Origin of the sequence: Anaerozeibacter quisquiliarum, from assembly GCF_051162045.1 — a bacterium.
Taxonomy (GTDB): Bacteria; Bacillota; Clostridia; order Christensenellales; family Aristaeellaceae; genus Anaerozeibacter; species Anaerozeibacter quisquiliarum.
This window is the reverse complement of the sequence record NZ_JBISDI010000012.1, coordinates 33004-50197: the sequence shown is the minus strand read 5'-3', so window position 1 is coordinate 50197 and position 17194 is coordinate 33004. Positions and strand designations below refer to the sequence as shown.

Below are 17194 nucleotides of genomic sequence, written 5' to 3'. Positions count from 1 at the left end.
GCCCATCAACGCGACGAAGCCTCCGCCGCCGCCAGCGCGCTGGCCCAAGCCCAGTGCAGGTTGTAGCCGCCGCACGTGCCGTCCACGTCCAGCACCTCGCCGGCGGCGTAAAGGCCGGGCACGATGCGCGACTCGAGCGTATCGGGGCAAAAGTGCTCGGTGGACAATCCCCCGGCGGTGACCTGCGCGTCTTCAAAGCCGCGCGTACCGATGACCGACAGCCGCCAGTCGGTGAGCAGCAGCACCAGCCGGTCAAGCTCTTCATCCGAAAGCGAACCGCTCGCGCGAAGCAGCGGGCCGATCCCGGCCTGCTTTATCAGCGTTTGCCCGATCCGCTTGGGGACGAGCCCGCTTAAAAAATCCTCGAGCGCGCGCGCGGGAACAAAACGGCGCAGCGCTTCGAGCCGCGCGCGCACCTCATGCATATCCTCGTCCGCCAGCGCGATTTGCAAGATTGTACGCTCGCCGCGCGCCATCGCCTGCGCCGCCGCGCGTCCGAGCGCCATCGCCGCGATGCCGCTGACGCCGTACTCCTGAAACAGCACTTCGCCCGCCGCTCGCTCGATCGCCCGCCCACCCGCGATCAGCTGAAGGCGGCAAGCCGCGCGAATGCCCTTGAGCGCGCGCACCGGCTCGGGATCGGTCTTGATCTGCACCAGCGCAGGCAGGCAGCGGGTCGTCGGATGCCCCAGCGCCTTCATCAGATGATGCCCGGCGCTCGTGCCGCCCAGCTTCGCGCCCGCCGGCCCGCCGGTGCTGAGCACGACGCGCGCGGCGCGCAGTCGCCGCCCGTCGACCGCGCCGATCATGAACCCTCGTTCCAGGCGGTTGACCTCGAAGCCGGTATACAGCTGCGCGCCCCGCTCGGTAAGCGTCAGCCGCAGTGCGTCCAGCACCGAGGCGGCCTGGTCGCTGCGCGGATAGACGCGCCCGGCCTCGTCAGATGCGCAGACGAGCCCCATCCGCTCAAACGCCTCCAGTACACGCGAAGGCGGACAGCGCATCAGCGCCGCCCGCGCAAAATCCGCGCCGCCGGGATAGAACTCGGGCGCGATGTTCATATTGGTCAGATTGCATCGGCCGTTGCCGGTGGCCAGCAGCTTCCTGCCCGCGCGTGCCTGGCGCTCGAGCAGGACGACCGATCGCGCGGGCGCCAGGCGGCGTATCTCCGCCGCGCACATCATGCCGGCCGCGCCGCCGCCGATCACGGCCACATCGAATGATTCGGTCACAAAATAATACCCATTTCCTTTATCATGGCCTCGTCGGTCAGCAGGCACAGCGCATGCAGCGCGCGGGAACTGGCCGTATACAGCCGCCGGCGCTCGTCGTCGGTCAGCTCGACGCGCGGCCACACCACCGCCACCGCGTCGAACTCCAGCCCCTTCATCAGCAAATAGCTGCCCACCACCACGCCGCCCGCGTCGGGCAGCATGTCGCCCTCGCCGCCGGTCAGCAGCGCCGAGCCTTTGATCTGGCGTGACAGGTTAATGGCCTCGGCCTGGGTGCGGGTGATGACCGCGGCCAGCCGGATGCCCGGCTGTTCGCGCCAGCGCTCGAGCGTCTTGAGCAGCAGTTCCTTGCGGTAGGGCGCGATCATCGGCCAGTCGCCCTCGCGCCCGAAGCCCTCGTGCCCGTTGCCGCCCTCGGGCAGCAGTGCCGAGCACAGCCTTGTGATCGGCAAGGTCGAGCGGTAGCAGCGGGTCAGCTCGACGACCGGCGCGTCGGGCTCGTCGAAGCACGCGCCCCAGCTGCGCGGGTCGCAGGGGGGCATGCCGGGGCTGGTGCGCTGGTTGGGATCGCCCAGCAGCGTCACGTGGGCGGCCGGGTACATAAGGCGCAGCGTCCGCAGCGATATGTCGCTGTAGTCCTGCGCCTCGTCGATCAGCAGGTGCATGATCTGCTTGTCGGGCGCGGCGAAGCCCAGCTTGAGCTGCAGGTAGGCGATGCCGGGCGCGTCCTCCCACCATACCAGGCGCGCCGCGGCGTTCTGGCGCGCGGCCTCGGCGAGCGCCTCGCCGGCCCCATCGAGCGCCAGCGCGTACAGCACCAGCGGGTCGCCCACCAGCATCGAGCGGATTTGGGCGCGCACCGGTTGCAGTTGCTGGGACACCGCCAGCTTGACCGCCAGCTCCAATTCGTTGCCGCGATAACGGCCGAACAGCTGCTCCTCGTACTGCGTACGCAGCGTGCGCTCCCATTGGTCGAGCCGGTTTTGCAAAACCGTCTGGATGCGCGTCAGCCGCAGCGCGGGGGACAATGTGCGGAACTCAACCCGGTATAGCCGCTCGATCTCGCCCTTTTCGGCCAGCACGTGCCGGCCCAGCGCGACCTTGTCGAACTCGGGGCCGAGGTTCCGATAGCGCTCGGTGAAGCGCTCGATCAAGGCGCTGAAGCGCAAATCGCTCTTGTAGCGCACGCTCTCGAGCCGGAGCGGGTCGGGCACGGCCAGGCACTCGGATTGCTTGAGCGGCGTTTCGCACTCGATCCCCAGAATGGGCGCGAGCAGTACGGGCAGCGTGTAGGCCGGCGCGTTCTCCTCGCCGAGGTCGGGCAGCACCGTCGATATATACTCCGAAAAGGCGCTGCCCGGCGACAGCACCGCGATACGCCGGGCGTCGAACATGCTCCTGTGGCGGTACATCAGGTAGGCGGCGCGGTGCATGGCGACCGAGGTCTTGCCCGATCCCGCGCTGCCGATCACGGAGAGTACCTTGGCCTTCTCGTGACGGATGACCGCGTTTTGTTCCTTCTGGATCGTGGACACGATCAGCCGCATGTGCGCTGTTGTGGCGCGCGACAGGATGTCCAGCAGCATCTGGTCGTCGATCGACACGTCGGTGTCCACGTAGTACTTGAGCTGGCCCTGCTCTATCCGGTACTGGCGCTTGAGCGTCATGCGCCCGCTGATGAGCCCCGAGGGGCTGTCGTAGGCGGCGGGGCCGGGCGTGGCGTCGTAGTATAGGCTGCACACCGGCGCGCGCCAGTCGTGCACCATCAAATCGCCCTCGGCATTTTTCAGGCTGTACAGCCCGATCACAATCTTCTCGACCTGATCCTGACCGTTCTCGACGAAGTCGATGCGGGCGAAGAAGGGGGTGAGCAGCATGCGCTCGTAGCGTTTGCTCAAATCGGCGGTGAAGGCCTTACGCGCGAGCATCCGGTCGATCTCGCCCGACAGCTGCATGAGATCCTGCGGCGACAGGGCGGTCGGCTTCATCCGCAGCTCCTCCCACGCGTCCGACAGCATCATGCGGATGTTCTCGTCGTGGAAGTCGCTGTGGCCCTTGTACTGCTCGATCACCGCCAGCAGCAGTTGCTGCACCGTCGCGGTATACGCGCGCTCCCGATGCAACTCCATGTTCTCCAAGCGTCTCCCTCCCTCGTCATGCGCGTTTCTCCTATTATAACACAACCAAGCAATGTTGACAAATGCTTGTTGAAGCAGGGCAATTGCGAAATGCCGGAAGATGCGGTATAATGGCCCAAACGGTTGGAGACCGTACAGAAGAGGGGCGGCTTTCATGAAGGACGGATTTGTGCGCGTCGCGGCGGGTACGCCGGCGATTGTGCTTACCGATACCGAGGCCAACGCCGATGAGGTCATTCGGCTGATGAAGGAGGCGGCGGCGGCGCGCGCGAAGGTGCTGGCGCTCAGCGAGCTGTGCCTGACCGGTTACACCGCGGGCGACCTGTTCTTTCAGCGCACCTTGCAGGAAGGGGCGCTCGCGGCGCTCGCCAAGGTGGTCAAGGCCAGCCGCGGCCTCGACATTTTGGCCTTCGTCGGCCTGCCGCTTACTGCATTCGGGCGGCTGTACAACTGTGCGGCCGCGGTTCACAATGGCGCGCTGCTCGGCGTGGTGCCCAAGCGCCACTTGCCCAACTACGGCGAGTTCCACGAACTGCGCCACTTCGCGAACGGCGAGGGTGAGGCGCGCGAGATCGAACTGCTCGGCCAGACGGTGCCCTTCGGCGGCGATGTGCTGTTTGCCTGCGAGGAGATGCCCGAGCTCGTGGTCGGCTGCGAGATCTGCGAGGATATGTGGGTGCCCGTGCCGCCCAGCGCCGGTCACGCGATGGCGGGTGCGAGCGTGATCGTCAACCTGTCGGCCAGCAGCGAGATCGTGGGCAAGGCGTCCTACCGCGAGCTGATGCTCAAAAGCCAGTCGGCGCGGCTGATGTGCGCCTATGTGTACGCCGACGCGGGCGACGGCGAGTCGGTCACCGACCTGGTATTCGCCGGGCACAACCTGATCGCCGAAAACGGGGCGATCCTGGCTTCGTCGAAGCGCCACGAATGCGGGCTCGTGACCGCCGATGTGGACGTGGGTTTTTTGATGAGCGAACGCGGGCGGCGGAACACCTTCGGCGCGAGCGCGGGCACGCACACGCGGGTCAAGTTCCACCTGAAACCGGAGTCGCCGGCGCTGCTGCGCTTCGTCGACCCGCAACCGTTCGTGCCGGCGGGGCTGAACGCGCGCGCGCGGCGCTGCGAGGACATCCTGGATATCCAGACCCATGCGCTCGCCTCCCGCATGAAGTCGATCGGCGCAAAGACCGCAGTACTCGGCGTGTCGGGCGGGCTGGACTCGACGCTGGCGCTGATCGTGGCCGCGCGCGCGCTGAGCGCGCTGGGGCTTAACGCGCGCAACCTGCTGGCGGTCACGATGCCTTGTTTTGGCACCACCGAGCGCACACTTGGAAACGCGCGCGCTCTGGCCAAGGGGCTGGACGCGACACTTTACGAAATCAACATCCGCCAAGCGGTGGCGCAGCATTTGGCAGACATCGGTCACGACCTCGATTTGCACGACGTGGCCTACGAAAACGCGCAGGCGCGCGAACGCACGCAGGTGCTGATGGATCTGGCCAACCAGCGCGGCGGGCTTGTCGTGGGCACGGGCGACCTGAGTGAGCTGGCGCTGGGCTGGGCAACCTACAATGGCGATCACATGTCGATGTACGCGGTCAACGCGGGCGTGCCCAAGACGCTGGTTCGGCACCTGGTGCGCTTTGCTGCCGATACGGCCGAGGATGAGGCGCTCAGGGCGGCGCTTACCGACGTGCTGGAAACGCCGATCAGCCCCGAGTTGTTGCCGCCGAAAGACGGCGCGATCTCGCAGGCGACGGAGGACATCCTGGGCCCCTACGCGCTGCACGACTTCTTCCTGTACCACCTGGTGCGCCGGATGGAGTCGCCGCGCAAGATCGCGCGGCTGGCGCGCGTCGCCTTCGAGGGCGAGTATGCGGCGGATGTCATTGACAAATGGCTGGGCGTGTTCCTGAAGCGGTTTTTCGCGCAGCAGTTCAAGCGCTCCTGCCTGCCGGACGGCCCCAAGATCGGCTCGGTATCGCTGTCGCCGCGCGGCGACTGGCGGATGCCCAGCGACGCAGTCGGGAAAATTTGGCTGAAATTCAAACAAAACGACGTATAGAATTGACATTGATCGTATAGAATAACGGAATGTAAGGAGGTGTATCCTGATGAAAAAAGCAATTGTGATCGCGATGGTTTTGGTGATGTCCCTGATGCTGGTTGCCTGCAACAACACGACGCCCGCGCCTGCGGCGACCCCGGCGGCTCCGGTAGAGACCCCCGCGGCCGAGGCTCCGGTGGAGACCCCCGCGGCGGAGACCCCCGCGGCCGAGACCCCGGCGGAGACCCCCGCGGCCGCGGCTCCGGCGGCTCCTGAGACGACCACCGCCCCGTAACCCCTTGCCACACCCACCCGCTCCGGTTCTCGCCGGGGCGGGTTTTATTTTGCGTTAGTCGTTGAAAAGCAGCGGCAATCGGAGTATAATGTTGCCAGTTGTATATACGGAGGGATCGGCATGAAGGTACTGCTGACGGGCGGCGCGGGGTACATCGGCTCTCATACCGGCCTCGCGCTGCTGAACGCAGGGCACGACATCGTTGTGGCCGACAACTACGCAAACAGCTCGCCCGAGGCGCTGGGCCGGGTGCGCGCGCTGTCCGGGCGCGATTTCCCCGCCTACGAAGTCGACGTGTGCGACCGCGCGGCGGTGGATGCGGTGTTTCAGGCACATACATTCGATGCGGTGATCCACTTCGCCGGGCTCAAGGCCGTCGGCGAGTCGGTTTCCCAACCGATCGAGTACTATCGCAACAACATAGACTCCACGCTGTCCTTGGTCGAGGCGATGCGCGAGCACGGCGTGTACCGGATGGTGTTTTCTTCGTCCGCCACCGTGTACGGCGCCACGAAGGCATCCGAGATGACCGAGGACCTGCCGACCGGCTGCACCAACCCCTACGGCTGGACCAAGTACATGAACGAGCAGATCCTGCGCGATGTGTGCGTCAGCGACGACCGCTGGTCGGTGGCGCTGCTGCGCTACTTCAACCCCGTGGGCGCGCACGAGAGCGGCCAGATCGGCGAGGACCCGAACGGCATTCCCAACAACCTGATGCCCCGCGTGATGCAGCACGCGCAGGGCAAAATTCCGGTGCTGGGCGTGTTCGGCGACGACTACCCGACGGCGGACGGCACCTGCATCCGCGACTACATCCACGTGCTTGATCTGGCGAAGGGGCATGTGGCGGCGCTCGAGTACGTCCGCGCACATAAGGGCGCGGAGGCGATCAACCTGGGCACGGGCATTGGCTACAGTGTGTACGACATCCTGCGCACATTCGAAGCGGTGAACGGCGTAAAGCTCCGTTACGAGGTGCAGCCCCGGCGTCCAGGCGACGCGCCGATCAGCTACGCCAATCCCCAAAAGGCCGAACGGCTGCTCCACTGGAAGGCCGAAAAGACGCTCTCTGACATGTGCCGCGACGCGTGGCGCTGGCAGATAGACAACCCGAACGGGTATTAGGGGTCGCCGTCACGACGGCAGTCCCCTTACCGACCGACGATGAAGGAGGATAAGCACATGGCGAAACCCAATTTCGACGCGAGCGACGTTCAGGAGAACCGGGTCAAGGGCGGGGTCGGGTATGTACCTTTTCTTTTCTTTCTGCCGCTGATCCTCTGCCCCAATTCAAAGTACGGGCGCTTCTGCGCCAACCAGGGCTTTATCGCGGTGGCCGCGTCGGCGGTGGTGGCGGTGGCGTTCTGGATTCTGAACCTGCTGCTCGGTTGGATTCCGCTGATCGGCTGGTTGGTGGATGCGGTTCGGTGGCTGCTCGAGGCGGCGATCCTGCTGCTCGCGCTCTACCACGCCTTCTTGGCCTGCTCGAAGGGCGACGCGCGCGAGCTGCCGATGCTGGGCGGGCTCAGGCTGATTAAGTAAGGGGGGCTGTAACAAATGAAGCAGAGCCAGGCGTTTGAACTGAGGAAGCGCGTGGGCAACTTGGACGCGCTGTTCGGGGTCAAGGATTACACCTATAACGACGGGCCGGCGAAGGGCATGCGCGCGTTCGACCTGAACAACGGGCGCGGCGTGAACATGACGGTGCTGGCCGATCGCGGGCTTGATATCGCGTTCCTGACGTACAAAGGCGTCAACATGGGCTTTGCTTCGAAGTCGGGGCTGAGCGCGCCCGCGTTCTACGTGGAGGACGGCGTGCGCGGCTTCTTGAAGCAGTTTGGCGCCGGGCTCATGACCACCTGCGGCATCACCTATTCGGGCGCGCCCTGCGAGGACGGCGGGCGCAAGCTCGGGCTGCACGGGCCGTATTCGAACACGCCCGCGCGATATGCCGCCGCGCGCACTGTCTACGAAGGCGACGAGGCGGTGCTCGAGGTCACGGGCGAGGTGCGCGAGGCCTGCATGTTCGGCGAGAACATGCGCCTTGATCGCGTGATGAAGCTTCGGACCGAGAGCGACGCGATCGAGCTTACGGACCGCGTCGCGAACCTGGGCTTTGAGGCGCAGCCGGTGATGCTGACCTACCACATCAACTTCGGCTACCCGATGCTGGACGCGGGCGCGAAGGTGTATAGCAACGCGGACGCCGTGACGCCGCGCGACGAATGGGCGCGCAGCGGCCCGGGCATGTGGAGCGAGATGGAATCGCCCGAAATCGGCCGCGCCGAGCAGTGCTACTTCCACGAGGGCCATCAATCGGGCGAGGGCTTTGCGATGCTGCACAACGAGGCGCTGGGGCTGGCGGCGATCGTGAGCTTCGACGCCGAGGCGCTGCCGCTTTTGTGCGAGTGGAAGTGCATGATGGCCGGCGACTACGCGCTGGGGCTCGAGCCCACGACCGCCGGGGTGCTGGGCCGCGCGCACGCGCGCTCGATCGGCAAGCTGCCGACGCTCGCGCCGGGCGAGGAAAAAGAGTACCGCGTGTCGATTCGCTTCACCGACGATGCCTCCGTCATCGCCGACTTTGCGCGCCGCGCGGCGCGTTCTTAGCCGATGGATCGAAAGACCGCCCTGCCCGGCGACGCATCCTGCGCGGGCGCGGTGCGCAGCGCCGTCGATTACGACCGGCAATACCGACAATGACCACGGGGCTGTAGCGCTGAAAAAGACGCTACAGCCCTTTCGTTATGCGGATCGCGCCCGTCTTCACGCTCCTCGCCCGCCGGACATAGGATGCGGTGAGGTGATGGTATGGAAAGCTGGTTCAGCGTGCGGACGAAGTCGCTCTCCAGACATATGGAATCCGAAGGCGTCACAGTGCTTACCTACACGATCGACTATCCGCAGTTCGCGTCTTTGCTGTACCCCGAGTCAGCGCGCAAGCTCAACGCGTATTACCGCAATCAGGCCCACCACCTGGCGCGCACCCTGGCGAACGAGCTCTATCCGCAGGCCGCCGCCGACCGGCGCGATCGGGAGAAGGAGGGTTTCCCCTTCAACGCCTATGAGGTGCTGCATACCTTTACGCTGACCTATGCCGGCGACTGCATCGCCAGCCTGTACGCGGACACGTATCAATTCACCGGCGGCGCGCACGGCAACACCGTGCGCACGAGCGACACCTGGGACGTAGCCCGCGCCCGGCGAATTACACTCGGCGAAATCTTTCCGGACAACCCCGACTACCGGCGCGACCTGATCGACGCGATTGGGCGCGACATCGCGCAAGACAGCGAGTCGTATTTTGAGGCCGCCGCCGCGCTCGCCGAACAGAGCTTCGACGAGAACAGCTTCTACCTGACGCCCGACGCGCTGGTCATCTACTACCAGCAGTACGACATCGCGCCCTACTCGACGGGCATACCCGAGTTCCGCATCCCCTACGGCCGGTACGGCGCGCGGCTCCCGCACTGCGCGCCCGTCAGAAGAGGGACGCGCGTACGTAAAGTCCTACGATAACCTCGCCTTGTACTCGCTGCCCTCGCGCAATAACGCGCGCAGCCTTTCCGCGTCGCCCGCGCGCAGCCCGTCCGCGTAGGCTTGCAGCCTGCCCACGAGCGCGTCCACCTCTTCGATCAGGCAGTCGCGGTTGAGCATGAACAGCTCGGTCCACATGTCCTCGTTGAGCCGCGCCACGCGGGTCAGGTCCTGAAAGCTGCCGCCCGTGAACAGCGCGTGGCCCGGCTCCATCGCTCGCTTTACGTAGGCGTTGGACAGCACATGGGCCAGTTGCGAGGTGTAGGCGATCAGCCGGTCGTGCTCGAGCGGATCGGTCCGATGCACGGCGCGAAATCCCAACGCGCCGAAGAATGCCGTAAGCTGCGCAAGTACCTCGGGCGGCGTGTCCGCGCCGGGCGTCAACAACATGGAGGCGCCCTGAAACAGCCCGGCCTCGGACGCGCCGTAGCCCGACAGCGCCCGTCCGGCCATCGGATGGCCGCCCACAAAGCGGAACCCATGCCTGCGCGCAAGCGCTTCTCCGGCCTCGCAGACCGGGCGCTTGACCCCGCACAGGTCGACCGCGAGCGCGCCCCGCCCGACGCGCGCCGCGTGTTCTTCGAGGAATTCGATCGCCGCGCCCGGGTACAACGCCAGCAGCAGCAGCCGGCAATCGGCCACAGACGCCTCGTCCAGCACGCCGTCGAGCGTTCCATCTTCAAGCGCCCGCGCCTGGGTGTCCGCGTCCCGGTCGAACCCAAACACCCGATGCGCCGTATACGCCCTGACCGCCTTGGCCATCGAGCCGCCGATCAGCCCCAGGCCCGCGATGCCGATGTTCATGCCCGGTCCCCCTTCCCCGCCCGCACGGCTTCGGCCACCAAGCGCGCCGAGCGCGCCAGCTCGTCAAAAGCTTCGGGCGTCAGCGATTGCGCGCCGTCGCTCAGCGCCTGCGCGGGCGCGTTATGCACCTCCACGATCAACCCGTCCGCGCCCGCCGCCGCCGCGGCCAGCGACATGGGTTTTACCAGCCGGCTGAGCCCGGTGGCGTGGCTCGGGTCGACGATCACCGGCAGATGGCTCAGCTGCTTGAGCATGGGCACGGCCGACAGGTCCAGCGTGTTGCGGGTGTAGGTCTCGAACGTGCGGATGCCCCGCTCGCACAGGATCACCTGCTCGTTGCCGCCTGCCAGGATGTATTCGGCGCTCATCAGCAGTTCCTCCATCGTGCTCGACAGGCCGCGCTTGAGCAGCACCGGCTTCTTTTGATGTCCGAGCTCGCGCAGCAACTCGAAGTTCTGCATGTTGCGCGCACCCACCTGGATCACGTCCACCTCGTCAAAGTGGGGCAGCTGGCCGATGTCCATGATCTCGGTCACGACGGGCAGCCCGGTTTCGCGCCCCGCCGCGAGCAGCATGCGTATGCCCTCCGCGCCCAACCCCTGGAACGCGTAGGGGGAGGTGCGCGGCTTGAACGCCCCGCCGCGCAGCATCGTGGCCCCCGAGCGCTTGACCGAGCGCGCGATCCCCATGATTTGCTCCTCCGACTCCACCGAGCAGGGGCCGGCGATCAGCGTAAGCCGCCCGTCCCCGATCACGGCTTCGCCCGCGCGCACGGCCGTGTCCTCGGGATGGAACTTGCGGTTGGCGTTTTTGAACGGCTCGAGGATGCGCTTCACGTCCTCGACGATCTCCACCCCGCGTAGCAGCGCGATGTCCACCTTGCTGGTGTCGCCTACCAGTCCCAGGATGGTCTGGATCATCCCCTCCGACACATGCACATTGAGTCCGAATCCCTTGAGAGAGTCGATCAGCTGCCCGACCTGCGCCGGGCAGGCGTCCTTCTTGACGATGACGATCATTTCGCTTCCTCCTTCTCGATCTGCAAAAAGGGCCCCGCGGCGTTTGCCACGGGACCCTTCGCGCATCTCTTCAGCGCATGCGGTCGATCCGGCCGGCTAAACGCAAACAAGCCCCGCCTTGATAGACGAAGCCATAGCAATAAGCGTAGGCCGCAAACCGGTTGTCGCCCATGCGATCTGTCCTCCATCCCTCGAATTGCATCATATGATAGCACAAGGCCCCGAGTCTGTAAAGCTCCCGCCGAATTTTAACCTTTTATATACCGATGTATAACTTTAGCTTTCCTCAATTACATAGATGGTCCGCCGATATATGCAGTATAGACCGGGTGTCATTATAGCACGTAAGGGTTGAGTGTAGTGTCAGGTACGAAGGCAAAGCGGAGACTGAACCTGGGGGCAAAGCTGACGGCATCGGTGGCCGCCGCGCTGGTCGTCGTGTTGGCGGCGTCGTTTCTTACAATCATCTTAACCGTCCGGCAAAACTCCGAGAGCGACGCCAACCGGCGGCTTGAGTCTTTGCTCGGTACGGAGGCGCGCCGCATGGAAGCGGAGCTGAACGGCCCGCTGACGGCGGTTCGGGCGCTTGCCGGCGCGCTTGGGCGCCGGGAAGATGTCGACCCGGCCGTCCGCCGGGACGCCTTCATCGCCAGCATGAGGGGCGTACTCGAGGTCAATCCGAGCCTAAAATCCATTTGGATCTGCTTCGAACCGAATGCCTTCGACGGGCGGGACGCCGAGTACCAGGGACATAAGCAAAGCGACGCAACCGGTCGCTTTATCCCCCATTGGTACCGCGACGGCGACGCGGTCACCTTTGAGGCGCTCGACGATTATAGCCTCGGGAACGGCGAATCGGACTACTATGAAACCCCCAAGCGCACCGGCACGGAGATGCTCCAGGAGCCCTATTGGGATCAGTACGGCGATGAAACGCTGCTGATTACCTCGCTGGCCGTGCCGATCAAGGGCGCGGGCGGCAAGGTGGTCGGCGTGGTGGGCGGCGACCTCGCCCTGACCAGCCTGCAGCAACTGGCGTTCAACCAGGGCGGATACGCAAGCGCCTACTACTACGGCATTTCAAACAGAGGCCTCTTCTTCACACACGCCGATGCCGCCGCGATAGGTACGCACATCAAGGATCGCTGGGCCGAGCGCATCCCCGAAATCCTGGATGCCGTCGGCCGAGGCTTACCCTACAGCCATGACAGCCTCTCGGTCAAGACCGGCGGGATGGTGCGGCGCATGTACACCCCCATCTCCGTGGGCAATACCGCAACCCCCTGGTCGTTGGCGCTGGCGGTGGAACTGGACGAGGTGATGGCGGCGGCCACGCAAATCACCTGGATGCTGGCGGGTACGCTGGCCCTGGTGCTCGCGGTATCAATTGCGGTGACCGCCGTGCTCGTGGCCCGGATGGTCAGCGGCCCCCTACGGTTGGTCACCGAGAAGGCGCAGCAGTTTGCCGCCGGCGACTTCTCCGCCCCCGTGTCCGATGTGTTCATGGGGCGCGGCGACGAGGTAGGCGACCTGGCCCAGGCGTTCGACGGCCTGTTTCGCAACATGAACAGCCTGCTGCAAAGCCTCAAGGGCGCGGCCAATCAGGTAGGCGCGGGCGCGCGGCAGATTTCGGATTCGAGCACCGCGCTCGCGCAGGGCGCAACCGAGCAGGCGAGTTCCGTCGAGGAACTGAGCGCCTCGATGGAGCAGATCGCCGCCCAGACCCAGGTCAACACAGAAAACGCCAAAAAGGCCAACGAGCTGTCCGAGCAGGCCAAGCGCGACGCCGAGCAGGGCAACGAGCAGATGAAGCGGCTGCTGGACGCGATGGACGACATCAACCATTCGTCGGGCAACATCTCGGGCATCATCAAGGTGATCGACGACATCGCGTTCCAGACGAACATCCTGGCGCTGAACGCCGCGGTCGAAGCCGCGCGCGCGGGCGAGCACGGCAAGGGCTTTGCCGTGGTGGCCGGCGAGGTGCGCAGCTTGGCCGCCAAGTCGGCGGAGGCTGCCAAGGAGACGGCCAGCCTGATCGAGGAATCGATCGCGAAGGTCACCGGCGGCAGCAAGATCGCGGGCGAGACGGCGGAGGCGCTGCGCGCGATCGTTACGGAAGTGGACAACGCCACGCGGCTGATGAACGGCATCTACACGGCGTCGGTCGAGCAGGCGAGCGGCATCGCGCAGGTCAACCAAGGCATCATGCAGGTGTCGCAGGTGGTGCAGGCCAACTCCGCCACCGCCGAGGAATCCGCCGCCGCCAGCGAGCAGCTCAGCGGCCAGGCCGACATGCTCATCCGTCAGACCGGGCAGTTTAAACTCGAGTAAGTATAATTTAAGGAGATTGCATTTCTATGTTCAACACGAGGCATCGCTTGGGCAGCCGAATTCTGATTTTTACGTTAATCTGTGTGGCCGCGACGATTGCCGGTCTGCTGACCACTTCCTTTGTGGAAATCAACCGGTTCAACCGGAGCTACAGCGTGGATCACGCGCGCAGCGGCGTCCTGGCGCTGCAAAAGGAAATCCAGCATCGCGAGGCCAACTCACTTCAGCTGGCGCGTCAGGTATCGACGGACGACGCGCTCAAGCGCGCGCTGTCCGAGCGCGATCAAGCGGCGCTCAAGCAAATCCTGGCGGATACGGCACAGCGCACGGGCGCGGACTTCATCGTGGCGGCTGACCAGCGCGGCGCGGCGCTGGCCGGTACGTTCGAATCGCCCGAGTTGTCGGGCGACGCGGCGCGCTCGGCGCTTTCCGCGGCGCTCGGCGGATCGGAATCGACGCTGCTTGACGCCGGGATCGCCGCTCGCTTCGCGGCTTGGTCCGCCGTGCCGGTTCGAACTTCGGACGCGGTCGACGGCGCGCTGCTGATCGGGTTTGCGCTCGACGACGAGCCGCTCGTCGACGGCATCAAGCAGATGCTTGGCGACGACGTGACGCTGTTCCTTGGCGATACCCGCGTCAACACCACCATCATGAGCGATGGCAAGCGGGTGGTGGGCACCGCCGCGGCAGAACAGGTGGTCGAGCGGGTCCTGAAGCAAGGCGAGAGCTTTTCGGGCGACCTGGTCATCGCCGGAAAGCCCTACATCACCTATTACATGCCGCTCAAGAGCCAGGCGCGCGATATCGTGGGCATTCTGTTTGCCGGGAAGCCCCAGACCGACATGCAGGCCGCGATCAGCCGGCTGATCCTCATATCCTCCCTCGTTTCCGCGTGTGCATTGCTGTTGGTCGTCGCAGTCATCGCCCTCTATGTGCGTCAGACAATCAACAAGCCGCTCTCAGCGTTGCTGAACGGCGCGCGGAGGATCGCCGACGGCGACCTGAACGTTGCGCTTTCAATCCATGCCAAAAACGAAATCGGCGACTTGGCCGGGGCCTTTTCGCAGATGGCCGACAGCCTGAACGGCATCGTCGGCAACATCGACACGGCCTCCGATCAAATTGCCGACGGCGCGCGGCAAGTCTCCCAGTCGAGCGCGGCCCTGGCCTCGGGAACGGCTGAACAGGCCAGCGCGGTCGAGGAATTCTCGGCCTCGCTCACGGAGGTATCGGCCCAAACCACGCAGAACGCCGACAACGCCGGTGCGGCCAGGGCACTTTCCACGCAGGTGCTGGGCAAGGCCGAGGCGGGCAACCAGCAGATGCAGGCAATGCTTGCGGCCATGTCGGAAATCGATCGGGCCTCGGGCGATATCGAGAAGATCATCAAGGTGATCGACGACATCTCGTTCCAGACGAACATCCTGGCGCTGAACGCCGCGGTCGAAGCCGCGCGCGCGGGCGAGCACGGCAAGGGCTTTGCCGTGGTGGCCGAGGAAGTGCGTTCACTCGCCACCCGCGCTGCGACCGCGGCCAAGGAGAGCACGGTCTCGATCACCAAGTCGATCAGCGAGGTTCAAAAGGGCAAGCGGCTGGCGGACGCCACCGCGGAGATGCTCGGCTCGATCGTAGACGGCGTATCGCAGTCGGCGGAGTTGGTGGTCGAGATTGCCGAAGCCTGCGCCCAGCAGGTAGGCGCCATCACGCAGATGAACATGGGCATCCATCAAATCACCGCCGTCTGTCAATCCAACTCGGCCACCTCCGAGGAAAACTCCGCGTCGAGCGCGCAGTTGTTGTCCCAGGCCGAGTTTATGAAGAGGCAGGTGTCGCGTTTCACGCTGCGGGGCGCGGATGAATCTGTGAGGTAAGTTCGGTTTCGCGTAACAGGGACGGGCTCGTTCCCAAACGCAGAAGCGCTGCCGGCCGGCAGCGCTTCTGCGTTTGGGAACATCGGGAACGCCGCGCCGCCGCCGCTTCGAACCGGCGCTCCGGTTCGCACCTCGGCGCCGGATACGGCGGCGCGGGAGACGTTGGGGTTCCGCCCCCAACCCCGCCAAAGTGCCCGCCAGGTAAGCGTCCACGCGGGTTTTTCCCTACTTCATCGTGTCTACGGCGGCGCGCTCGATCAAAAGGCCCGCCGCATAGCGCGCGATGTAGGCGTCGAATCCGGCCGCGCCGGCCTCGTCCGGCGGCAGCGTTTCGCCGACCTTATCCGCGAAGATGCGCTCATTGAGGTATGCCTCGAGCGGCTGTCCCTGCGCCTTATCCTTCATATACGCCGCCAGCAGCGCGATGCCCCACGCGCCGCCCTCGCCCGCGGTCTCCATCACCGACACCGGCGTACGGATTGAGTCGGCCATGATTTGCTGGCCCACGCCCGGCGTCTTGAACAGCCCGCCGTGGCCGTAGATCCTATCGATCGACACCTTTTCACGGATCAGCAGGATGTCCATGCCCAACCGCAGCGTGGCCAGCGCGGCATACAAATGCGTGCGCATGAAGTTGGACAGGTTAAACCGCGCGTCCGGCATCCGCGCAAACAGCGGACGCCCCTCCTCCATGCCCGTCTGATGCTCGCCCGACAGGTAGTTATACGCCAGCAGACCGCCGCCGTCCGGCTCTCCCTCGAGCGCCTTGCGGTAGAGCGTGCCGAACAGGCTGTTCATGTCGAGCTTCATCCCAAACGTCTGCGCGAATTCGCCGAACAGGTTGACCCAGGCGTTCAGATCGCTCGTGCAATTGTTGCAGTGCACCATCGCGACCGGCGCGCCGCTCGGGGTGGTCACCATGTCGATCTCGGGGTACACGCGCGAGAGCGCCTTCTCCAGCACGATCATCGCGAAGACCGAGGTGCCCGCCGAGATGTTGCCGGTGCGCGGGGCCACGCTGTTCGTGGCCACCATGCCGGTGCCCGCGTCGCCCTCGGGCGGGCACATCGGGATGCCCGCCTGAAGCGTCCCCGTCGGGTCGAGCAGCAGCGCGCCTTCCTTCGTCAGCGTGCCGGCGGCGTCCCCGGCGCTGAGCACCTGCGGCAGGATGCCACCCAGCTTCCAATGAAGGCCGCGTGCCGCGATCTTCTCGTCGAACTTTTGAATCATGCCCGCGTCGTAATCCCCGGTTACGCTGTCGATCGGGAACATGCCCGAGGCGTCGCCCACGCCCAGCACCCTGCGGCCGGTCAGCCGCCAGTGCACATAGCCGGCCAGCGTGGTGAAGAACGCCACCTTGTCTACGTGGTCCTCGCCGTTGAGCACGGCCTGGTACAAATGCGCCGCGCTCCAGCGCTGCGGGATGTTGAAACCCAGCAGCGCGGTCAGCTCCTCCGCGGCCTCAAGCGTCATCGTGTTGCGCCATGTGCGGAACGGCGTGAGCAGCCGCCCCTCTTGGTCAAACGCCAGGTAGCCGTGCATCATCGCGCTCACGCCGATCGCGCCGACCGCGGTCAACTGCGCGCCGCAGCGCGCCGCGACATCCCTTTGCAGGTCGGCGAAGCAGTCCGCAAGCCCCGCCCATACGTCCTCCAGGCTGTAGGTCCAGATGCCGCCTTCCAGCTTGTTCTCCCACGCATGCCCGCCCGAGGCGAGCGTCGCGCCCGCGCCGTCCACCAACACCGCCTTGATGCGCGTCGAGCCCAGTTCGATGCCGAGCGCCGTCTGACCCGATTCGATGATCCGCTTGATATCGTCCATATGCTCTCCCCCTATGCTTTGAAGCGCCGCGCGCGGCGCCCGCTCTCCGTCCAATTATACCATTTGCGCGCTAGTGAACGCAACAATGATGTG

At 65.4% G+C, this 17194-nt stretch carries 13 protein-coding genes; 8 read left to right on the top strand and 5 right to left on the bottom strand.

Annotated features, from left to right (window positions below; genetic code table 11):
* Positions 1-5 precede the first annotated feature (5 nt).
* Positions 6-1232, bottom strand: a complete 1227-nt coding sequence (locus tag ACH6CV_RS07110) for an aminoacetone oxidase family FAD-binding enzyme (RefSeq protein WP_456357486.1) — start codon at positions 1230-1232, stop codon at positions 6-8.
* Complete coding sequence (locus tag ACH6CV_RS07105; protein ID WP_456357535.1) at positions 1229-3361, bottom strand: HelD family protein; 2133 nt, start codon at positions 3359-3361, stop codon at positions 1229-1231. Before ACH6CV_RS07105 ends, ACH6CV_RS07110 begins: the two co-directional genes overlap by 4 nt.
* A gap of 163 nt (positions 3362-3524) precedes the next feature.
* Here ACH6CV_RS07105 and ACH6CV_RS07100 point away from each other — a divergent pair, with 163 nt between their 5' ends.
* The 6 genes from ACH6CV_RS07100 (at position 3525) to ACH6CV_RS07075 (ending at position 9234) form a co-directional block, all read left to right on the top strand.
* The gene (locus ACH6CV_RS07100) at positions 3525-5435 is read left to right on the top strand and encodes an NAD(+) synthase (protein WP_456357485.1); all 1911 of its coding nucleotides are present in this window, start codon (positions 3525-3527) and stop codon (positions 5433-5435) included.
* 49 nt (positions 5436-5484) lie between these two features.
* Positions 5485-5712 (top strand): hypothetical protein, encoded by a 228-nt coding sequence (locus ACH6CV_RS07095; protein WP_456357484.1) that lies wholly within the window; start codon positions 5485-5487, stop codon positions 5710-5712.
* A gap of 120 nt (positions 5713-5832) precedes the next feature.
* Entirely contained in the window at positions 5833-6840 is a 1008-nt protein-coding gene (galE, locus tag ACH6CV_RS07090; protein WP_456357483.1) for a UDP-glucose 4-epimerase GalE, read from the top strand.
* A gap of 57 nt (positions 6841-6897) precedes the next feature.
* Positions 6898-7257: a hypothetical protein gene (locus ACH6CV_RS07085; protein WP_456357482.1), complete on the top strand. Its 360-nt coding sequence runs from the start codon at positions 6898-6900 to the stop codon at positions 7255-7257.
* A gap of 15 nt (positions 7258-7272) precedes the next feature.
* The gene (locus tag ACH6CV_RS07080; RefSeq protein WP_456357481.1) at positions 7273-8325 is read left to right on the top strand and encodes an aldose 1-epimerase family protein; all 1053 of its coding nucleotides are present in this window, start codon (positions 7273-7275) and stop codon (positions 8323-8325) included.
* 201 nt (positions 8326-8526) lie between these two features.
* Positions 8527-9234: a DUF3298 and DUF4163 domain-containing protein gene (locus tag ACH6CV_RS07075; protein ID WP_456357480.1), complete on the top strand. Its 708-nt coding sequence runs from the start codon at positions 8527-8529 to the stop codon at positions 9232-9234.
* On the opposite strand, the gene ACH6CV_RS07070 is transcribed toward ACH6CV_RS07075, so the two are convergent.
* The gene (locus tag ACH6CV_RS07070; RefSeq protein ID WP_456357479.1) at positions 9226-10056 is read right to left on the bottom strand and encodes a prephenate dehydrogenase; all 831 of its coding nucleotides are present in this window, start codon (positions 10054-10056) and stop codon (positions 9226-9228) included. The two genes, ACH6CV_RS07075 and ACH6CV_RS07070, sit on opposite strands and share 9 nt — an antisense overlap.
* Positions 10053-11075: a 3-deoxy-7-phosphoheptulonate synthase gene (gene aroF / locus ACH6CV_RS07065; RefSeq protein ID WP_456357478.1), complete on the bottom strand. Its 1023-nt coding sequence runs from the start codon at positions 11073-11075 to the stop codon at positions 10053-10055. The genes ACH6CV_RS07070 and aroF overlap by 4 nt, the downstream gene beginning before the upstream one ends.
* Positions 11076-11435: 360 nt before the next feature.
* Between aroF and ACH6CV_RS07060 the strand changes: the two genes are divergently transcribed.
* Together ACH6CV_RS07060 and ACH6CV_RS07055 are read left to right on the top strand one after the other, a co-directional pair.
* Positions 11436-13409: a methyl-accepting chemotaxis protein gene (locus ACH6CV_RS07060; RefSeq protein WP_456357477.1), complete on the top strand. Its 1974-nt coding sequence runs from the start codon at positions 11436-11438 to the stop codon at positions 13407-13409.
* Between the two features lie 47 nt (positions 13410-13456).
* A complete protein-coding gene (locus tag ACH6CV_RS07055) occupies positions 13457-15280 on the top strand; it encodes a methyl-accepting chemotaxis protein (RefSeq protein ID WP_456357476.1) in 1824 nt (607 codons plus the stop codon).
* Positions 15281-15505: 225 nt separating this feature from the next.
* Here ACH6CV_RS07055 and ACH6CV_RS07050 read toward each other — a convergent pair whose 3' ends face one another.
* Positions 15506-17101, bottom strand: coding sequence for a xylulokinase (locus ACH6CV_RS07050; protein ID WP_456357475.1), 1596 nt, complete (start codon positions 17099-17101; stop codon positions 15506-15508).
* Positions 17102-17194 lie beyond the last annotated feature (93 nt).